The 7,989-nt window shown below is 69.5% G+C and carries 9 protein-coding genes; all 9 read left to right on the plus strand.

Going from position 1 to position 7,989, the window contains the following annotated elements:
* Positions 1-112: 112 nt before the first annotated feature.
* The 9 genes from ACWGKT_RS48000 to ACWGKT_RS48040 all read left to right on the plus strand — a co-directional run bounded on the left by ACWGKT_RS48000 (position 113) and on the right by ACWGKT_RS48040 (position 7,827).
* On the plus strand, positions 113-757 hold the full coding sequence (locus ACWGKT_RS48000) for an HAD family hydrolase (protein ID WP_453278746.1): 645 nt from the start codon (positions 113-115) through the stop codon (positions 755-757).
* A 93-nt stretch (positions 758-850) separates the two neighbouring features.
* Complete coding sequence (locus ACWGKT_RS48005) at positions 851-1,594, plus strand: VC0807 family protein (protein ID WP_453278747.1); 744 nt, start codon at positions 851-853, stop codon at positions 1,592-1,594.
* Between the two features lie 79 nt (positions 1,595-1,673).
* Positions 1,674-2,903 (plus strand): MFS transporter, encoded by a 1,230-nt coding sequence (locus ACWGKT_RS48010; RefSeq protein ID WP_453278748.1) that lies wholly within the window; start codon positions 1,674-1,676, stop codon positions 2,901-2,903.
* Complete coding sequence (locus ACWGKT_RS48015; RefSeq protein ID WP_356156681.1) at positions 2,854-4,026, plus strand: acetoin utilization protein AcuC; 1,173 nt, start codon at positions 2,854-2,856, stop codon at positions 4,024-4,026. Before ACWGKT_RS48010 ends, ACWGKT_RS48015 begins: the two co-directional genes overlap by 50 nt.
* A 109-nt stretch (positions 4,027-4,135) precedes the next feature.
* Positions 4,136-4,951 carry a phosphatase gene (locus ACWGKT_RS48020; protein WP_453278749.1) on the plus strand — a complete coding sequence of 272 codons (816 nt, stop codon included), beginning with the start codon at positions 4,136-4,138 and terminating at the stop codon, positions 4,949-4,951.
* A 129-nt stretch (positions 4,952-5,080) separates the two neighbouring features.
* Positions 5,081-5,293, plus strand: a complete 213-nt coding sequence (locus tag ACWGKT_RS48025; RefSeq protein WP_004984898.1) for a helix-turn-helix domain-containing protein — start codon at positions 5,081-5,083, stop codon at positions 5,291-5,293.
* A 133-nt stretch (positions 5,294-5,426) separates the two neighbouring features.
* Positions 5,427-5,525, plus strand: coding sequence for a 30S ribosomal protein bS22 (locus tag ACWGKT_RS48030; protein ID WP_003948845.1), 99 nt, complete (start codon positions 5,427-5,429; stop codon positions 5,523-5,525).
* Positions 5,526-5,698: 173 nt separating this feature from the next.
* Positions 5,699-6,760: an NAD-dependent epimerase/dehydratase family protein gene (locus tag ACWGKT_RS48035; protein ID WP_235459795.1), complete on the plus strand. Its 1,062-nt coding sequence runs from the start codon at positions 5,699-5,701 to the stop codon at positions 6,758-6,760.
* Between the two features lie 14 nt (positions 6,761-6,774).
* A complete protein-coding gene (locus ACWGKT_RS48040) occupies positions 6,775-7,827 on the plus strand; it encodes a lysophospholipid acyltransferase family protein (RefSeq protein ID WP_235459794.1) in 1,053 nt (350 codons plus the stop codon).
* Positions 7,828-7,989 lie beyond the last annotated feature (162 nt).

The raw sequence follows: 7,989 nt of genomic DNA on the forward strand, positions 1-7,989 counted from the left end.
CTGCAGGGGGGACCCTGTGGGAGAGTAGGACGCCGCCGAACAATCTTTGGGAAAACCCCCGCATCGAAAGATGCGGGGGTTTTCTGCGTTCCGGGTCCTTTAGGGTCGAGGTATGCGATACGACCTGATCATCTTCGACAACGACGGTGTCCTCGTCGACAGCGAGCCGATCTCCAACCGGCTGCTGGCCGCCTATCTCACCGAGTTGGGGCACCCGACGTCGTACGAGGACTCCATCCGGGACTACATGGGGTCGGCGATGCACCGGATCCATGAGCTCGTCCTGGAGCGGAGCGGTCAGCGGCTGCCCGACGACTTCGACGACACCTTCCACTCACGTGTGTTCGCCGCGTTCGAGCGGGAGTTGAAGCCCGTGGCCGGCGTCGCGGACGTACTGGAGAAGCTGGCCGCGGACGGGGTGCCGTACTGCGTGGCCTCCTCGGGGAGTCATGAGCGGATTCGGGTGGGCCACCGGACGACCGGGCTGGACCGGTGGTTCGAGGAGGACCGGATCTTCAGCTCGCAGGATGTGGGGCGCGGCAAGCCGGAGCCCGATCTCTTCCTGTACGCGGCCCAGCGGATGGGTGTGGCCCCGGAGCGGTGTGCGGTCGTGGAGGACAGTCCGCTGGGCGTACAGGCGGCCGTGGCGGCCGGGATGGACGTGTACGGGTTCACCGCGATGACGCCGGCGGAGCGGCTCACGGGCGCGAACCAACTGTTCGCCGACATGGGTGAGTTGGCTGACCTGCTGGTATGACCCGTGCCACCGGGGCGGGGCTGACATTTGTCATGCGGACCTCTGGACGATCGGTTCTACTGGCGGACCCCGGCCGGCGGCGAAGCTGAGGGCATGACGAAGAACACGGGGACCCAGGGCCGGACCGCCGACGAGAAGAAGAACCCGAGTGTGCTGGACAACTTCAAGCCGCTGCTCGTGGACGTGGCGGTGCCGCTCGGCTCGTACTACCTCTTCAAGGACGCCCTCGGGATGAGCACCTTCGCGGCGCTCGCCTGGAGCAGCGTGGTGCCGGCCCTGCGGACCGTGTGGGGCCTGGTGAAGGAGCGGCAGGCCAACGGCCTGGCCGCACTCATCCTGGTGGTCAACGTCGTCTCGCTGCTGCTCAGTTTCGTCTCCGGTGACCCGCGGCTGATGCTCGCCAAGGACAGCGCCGTCAGCAGCACCGTCGGTATCGGGATCCTGGTCTCCGTGGCGCTCGGGCGGCCGATGATGACCGCGGGCATGAAGCCCTTCCTGGTGAAGGGGGACGCGGCCAAGGAGGCCGCCTGGGAGCGGCTGGTGGCGGGCGGTGCGGCCGGCTCGGCGGCCTTCCTGCGCAAGGAGCGGGCGTTCTCCGTGGTCTGGGGTGTGGTGCTGCTCGCCGAGTGCATCGTGCGGGTCGTGGGTGCGTACACCGTCTCCGTGGACACCATGGTGTGGCTCGGCACCGTGATCATGATCGGTGCGATGGGGATCGCGTTCGTGGTCAGCGGCGGCCTGGCCGTCGCGCCGATGGAGCAGCTGCTGGCCGCCGAGGTCGAGGCCGGGGCGGCCAAGAGCGAGGCCGTGAAGAACGAGGTTGCCGTCGCCGCCTGATGACGACGGGTAAAGCTGAGGGAAATTCATCTTTGGCTTGATCTACCCACCAGTACGCCGGGGCCCTACGCTCGCCGCCATGACAGATGTACTGCGGCGCGGTAGGGCCTCGCTGGCGTTCAGCTTCTTCGCTCAAGGCGCCACCTTCGCGCTGCTCGTGACGCGCATCCCGGCCATCCAGGACCGGTACGACGTCTCCGACGCGCTGTTGCCCGTCTTCCTGGCCGCCGTACCGATCCTCGCGGGCGTCGGCAGCGTGACGACCGAGCAGCTGGTGAAGCGAATACGGCCCAGCCGGCTGCTGCGCTGGTCCCAGCCGGTGGTGCTGCTGGCGTTGCTCGGGGTCGGGGCGGGCAGGGACATGACCGAGCTGGGGGTGGCGCTGGCCGCCTTCGGGCTTGCCGTCGGCGCGCTGGACGCCTCGATGAACATGCTCGGGGTGAGCCTGCAACGCTCGTACGGGCGCAGCATCATGCTGAGCTTCCACGCCGTGAACAGCCTGGGCGGGATCGTGGGAGCCTCGCTGGCCTGGGCCGGGGCGCACTGGCATCTGGCGCTGTGGGTGTCGTACCTGCCGGTGGTGGCGGTGCTGTTGCCCGCGGCGCTCGTGGGCAGCCGGTGGTACGTCGACGGGAAGCCGGCGCCCGCCGAGGAGGCCGCGACGGACGGCGGGAGCGGGAGCGGCGGCGGGGGCGTGGTCTTCAAGCTGCTGCTGCCGCTGTGTCTCGTGATGACCTTCGCCTACATCGGGGACTCCACCGTCTCCAACTGGAGCGCGAAGTACCTGAAGGACGTGCTGGGAAGCTCGGAGCAGCTGGCGACGGTGCCGTACAACGTGTACATGGTGACCACGCTGGCCGGGCGGACCCTCGGGGACTTCGGGGTGCGGCGGTTCGGTGCCGTCGCGGTGGTGCGGCTGGGGGCGCTGGTGGCGGCGCTCGGGTTCGCGGTGGTGTCCCTGGCGCCCGACGCGTGGGTGGGGATGCTCGGGTTCACTCTGCTGGGTCTGGGGCTGTGTGTGCTGGTGCCGCAGACGTTCGCAGCGGCCGGGCGGCTGTTCCCCGGGGCCTCGGACGCGGCGATCGCGCGGCTCAACATCTTCAATTACGTGGGTTTTCTGATCGGTTCGCCGTTGGTGGGGGCGCTGGGGGATGCCTGGAGCTACCGCGGGGCCATGCTCGTGCCGATGGTGTTGGTGCTGGTGACGTTGGGGTACGCCCGGTCGTTCGCGGCTCAACCGGACCGATACGGTGGCGGGCATGAGCGGCCGCGCACAGCTGATGTGGGACGAAGCAGTAACGGGATATGACTTCGGCCCGGACCATCCGATGGATCCGGTGCGGCTTGCGCTGACCCGGAGTCTGGTCGGAGCACTGGGGCTCGACCGCGAGGTGGAGGTCGTCGCGGCTAAGCCCGCCGGGGACTCCACCCTGCGGCTGGTGCACCGGGAGGACTACATCGAGGCCGTGAAGGCCGCGTCGGCGGATCCCGGGTCGGCGACCGGGGCGTACGGGCTGGGCACGATCGACGATCCCGCCTTCGCCGGGATGCACGAGGTCTCCGCGCTGATCGCGGGGCAGTCGGTGGGGGCGGCCGAGGCGGTGTGGCGCGGGGACGTGGCGCACGCGGTGAACTTCGCGGGCGGGCTGCACCACGCGATGCCGGCGGGCGCGTCGGGTTTCTGCATCTACAACGACGCGGCCGTGGCGATCGCGCGGCTGCTGGAGCTCGGGGCCGAGCGGGTGGCCTACGTGGACGTCGACGTGCATCACGGGGACGGTGTGCAGGCGGCGTTCTGGGAGGATCCGCGGGTTCTGACGATCTCGCTGCACGAGCATCCGCGTACGTTGTTCCCGCAGACCGGCTGGCCGGAGGAGACCGGGGCGGCTCAGGCGGAGGGTTCGGCGGTGAATCTGGCGCTGCCGGCCGGGACCGGGGACGAGGGGTGGCTGCGGGCGTTCCACGCGGTGGTGCCCGAGCTGCTCGCCGACTTCCGGCCGCAGGTGCTGGTGACGCAGCACGGGGCCGACACGCACTTCGAGGATCCGCTGGCGCACCTGGCCGTGTCGCTGGACGCGCAGCGTGCCGTACAGGTGGCCTGCCACGAGCTCGCCCACGCGCACGCGGACGGCAGGTGGGTGGCGCTGGGCGGCGGCGGGTACGCGGTCGTCGAGGTCGTGCCCCGGTCCTGGACGCACCTGGTGGGCATCGCGGCCGGGCGGGAGGTCGCGCCCGAGACGGTGATCCCCGAGGGCTGGCGGCAGGAAGTCTATGCCCGCACCCGGCAGTTGGCGCCGCAGCGGATGACCGACGGACGCTGGCCCCTGTCCTGGTCCGACTGGGAGTCCGGGTACGACCCGGCCGACCGCCTGGACCAGGCGGTACGGGCGACCCGCCGGGCGGTGTTCCCCCTGCGCGGGCTGCTGGCCTAGGGCCTCTCGTTTGGATCATGCCGGGCCCCGAAGCGAACCGTTACGCCAACCGTGCGGTGTTCTCCCGTTCGTGCCACGGCCGCGGTCCCGGTCCGTCACCATCGCACCCGTGGTGAGCACCGCAGGACTCCGCGCGCATCTGCTGGCCGCCCGGCTCGCCGGGCCGGTGGCCACCTCGCGGGAGGAGAGCCTGCGGAGCTATCGGCTCTTCGCCGCTCGCGATCCCCGGGTGCTCCTGGGGATCGATCCCGAATGGTCTTGGGACGAGCGGGAATTGATCGGACTGATGGCAAAGAGGTGTGGGGTTTCGGCCGATCCTGCACAAAGAACCGGGCAGGATGTGATCGACCCGGAGCGGACCCTGGCCGGGCTGGACGCCTTCGCGGCCCGGCTCGCGGCCGCGGCCCGGCGTGGCGCCCCCGTGCTGTTCGGCACCGGGCACCCGCACCGCCTGCTCGGGTTCTACGCCGACTTGGCAGACGCCTTGTCGGCGGCGGGATGTGACGTCCTCACCCCGGCGCAGGGTCGCTGTGTCGACATAACGACCCGGTTCGGCCTACGCACGTACAACCTTGATTACGTACAAGGTGTTGCCCTCGTAAGAGACCCCGCCGCTGAACGCCCCGGTTGTGAGCCCGGCGCACACACGCATTCACCACTGCCGGTTCGCACCGCGCTCGCCGCGGCGGCCGAGGCCGGCGGGCCGCTGCCCGAGCTGGTCGTCGGCGATCACGGCTGGGTCTGCGGAGCAGGTCAGCTGGGGTTCGAGGCCATTGGCCTGGCGGATACGGACGACCCCGCGCTCTTCGTGGGCGAGGCCGAGGGGGCCGTGTCCGTCGTCGTTCCACTTGATGACGCCGTGCGGTCCGATTACTACCGCCCGCTTACCCGCTACGTACTCAATCGAGCGTGTCTGTCACAGTAGGCCGCCGATGGGTGCACCTCTTCCCCACTCGCATCACACGCCCCTACATTGGGGAGTGAGCACGCAACGACGAAGAGTCACCGGAAGGGGAAGCCGGTGGCCGTCGAGTGCGGAAGGTTCAGGTGTGTCATGGCTGCAGCTGGCGAGAGGCCTCTGAACGAGGTTCAGTTCCTTACCGTGGCGGAGGTCGCCTCGGTGATGCGAGTGTCGAAGATGACCGTGTACCGGTTGGTGCACAGCGGTCATCTGCCCGCGATCCGGGTCGGGCGTTCGTTCCGCGTCCCGGAGCAAGCGGTACACGAGTACCTCCGCGAGAGCTATGTGGGGGTGGAGACGGCCTGACGGCTACCCCGGGAATTCACCCCGGAGCACCTCGATTACGACCTCAGCGCTCGGGCGGGTAGGCTAGCCCCTCGTAGGTCGTGTGGGCCCATGGCGCCCAGCACCGAGTGATGAGAAGTGAGCGAGGGTAGTCGTGGGCTCTGTTATCAAGAAGCGGCGCAAGCGGATGGCCAAGAAGAAGCACCGCAAGCTGCTCAAGCGCACGCGCGTCCAGCGCCGTAACAAGAAGTAGTACGGCTCGACGTAGCGAGAGCTTGAGTGTGGCCCCCCACCAGTACGGTGGGGGGCCACACGCATATTCCAATACACCTGTTCCCGTCACTTCGCGCATCGGGTGGTCATCACAGCGCAACATCAACCCGCTAAGTTGGCCCGCACACGGGAAACGGAAGGAAGGCGCTGATCTTGGGCAAGGTCGTGCTCGTGACCGGAGTGGCCCGCCAGCTAGGGGGCCGGTTCGTCCGGCGGATCCAGCGTGACCCACAGGTGGACCGGGTCGTCGGCGTGGACGCGGTGCCGCCCGAGCACCATCTCGGCGGGGCGGACTTCATCCAGACCGACATCCGGCAGCCCACCATCGCGCGCGTGCTCGCCGAGACGGCCGCCGACACCGTCGTCCACATGGACGTGACCGGCACCCCGCTGGGCAGCGGCAGCCGGGCCACGGTCAAGGAGACCAACGTCATCGGCACCATGCAGCTGCTGGGGGCCTGCCAGAAGTCCCCCACCGTCAAGCGGCTGGTCATCAAGTCCAGTACGAACGTGTACGGGTCCGCGCCCCGCGACCCGGCCGTCTTCACCGAGACCACCCCGCCCAAGTCGCTGCCCAGCGGCGGGTTCGCGAAGGACACCGTCGAGGTCGAGGGATACGTGCGGGGCTTCGCCCGGCGCCGCCCGGACGTCGCCGTGTGCGTGCTGCGCTTCGCCAACATCCTCGGCCCGAACGCGGACACGCCCCTCACCGCCTACTTCTCGCTGCCCGTCCTGCCGACCGTGTTCGGCTACGACCCGCGGCTGCAGTTCGTGCACGAGGACGACGTGATCGAGGTGCTGCGGATCGCCTCGCACGAGCCGGAGCGGGGCACGCTCAACAGCGGCACCTTCAACATCGCCGGAGACGGCGTCCTGCTGCTCTCGCAGTGCTCCCGGCGCCTGGGCCGCCCCACGGTGCCGCTGCTGCTGCCCGCGGTCACCTGGGCCGGTTCCCTGGTCCGTACGCTGGGTGTGTCGGACTTCTCGCCCGAGCAGATCCGACTGCTCACCCACGGCAGGGTCGTATCGACGGACCAGATGCGCGAGACGCTCGGTTTCAAGCCGAAGTACACGACCGCAGAAACGTTCGCGGACTTCGCTCGCAGCCAGGGTCCCGGGCTGCTGCCGCCGGAGGCCCTGGGCGGGGCCGTCGACCGGATCGCCGCGCTGTCCCTGAGGGGCAGCGGCCACCTCCCGACGCAGAGCGCCAACTGAGGAGCGCATCAACGATGGCGGACGCCAAGGTCATTCCGTTCGATGACGACCGGACCCGCGGGAGCGCCGTGCAGCGGCCGCCGCGGCGCCGGAGCGCGGGAAGCCGACGCAAGGGCGGCGAGCCCGCACTGGTCCGCGAGGTCCAGCCCCTGCCCGGCAGGGCGATCTCGCAGGATGATGTTCCCGTGACGCGTGAGGAAGAGCCGCCGCAGCAGCCGCGGGACGACGGGGGTCTGGAGAAGCGCGTCGCGAGCGGCCTCGCCTTTCTGCGGCGCCGGCTGACCGGGGACTACGAGGTCGACGACTTCGGGTACGACGAGGAGCTCACCGACCAGGTCCTGATGTCGCTGTTGCGCCCGGTGTACGAGAAGTACTTCCGGGTCGAGGTGAAGGGTCTGCACAACATCCCGGACGAGGGCGGCGCGCTGATCGTCGCCAACCACTCCGGGACGCTGCCGCTGGACGGCCTGATGATGCAGGTCGCCGTGCACGACCACCACCCGGCGGGCCGTCATCTGCGGCTGCTCGCCGCCGACCTGGTCTTCGTGCTGCCGGTGGTCAACGAGCTGGCCCGCAAGCTGGGGCACACCCTGGCCTGCGCGGAGGACGCCGAGCGGCTCCTCGCGGCGGGCGAGCTGGTCGGGGTGATGCCGGAGGGCTTCAAGGGCATCGGGAAGCCCTTCGGCGAGCGCTACAAGCTCCAGCGCTTCGGCCGGGGCGGTTTCGTCTCCACGGCGCTGCGTCAGGGCGCGCCGATCATCCCCTGCTCGATCGTCGGGGCCGAGGAGATCTACCCGATGATCGGCAACGCCAAGACCCTGGCCCGGCTGCTGGGTTTCCCGTACTTCCCGCTGACGCCCACCTTCCCGTGGCTGGGTCCGCTCGGCGCGGTCCCGCTGCCGACGAAGTGGACGATCCAGTTCGGTGAGCCGATCCCGACGGACGGCTATCCGCCGGAGGCGGCCGAGGACCCGATGCTGATGTTCAACCTGACCGACCAGGTCCGCGAACAGATCCAGCACACGCTCTACAAGCTGCTGGTGCAGCGGCGGTCGGTGTTCTTCTGAGTTCTTCGTCCTGCTGAGTTCCGCTGAGTTCTCCGAAAGTCGCCATACGCCAGTGGGGCGGCCCCCCCCCGGAGGGCGCCCCCCACTGGCAAACCAGTGGTCTATGGCGGAACTGAGCGGTAGCATACCAAGCCGGGCCGCACGACCCCCGCCGGGTCTAAT

This window comes from Streptomyces sp. NPDC054794, assembly GCF_053611585.1.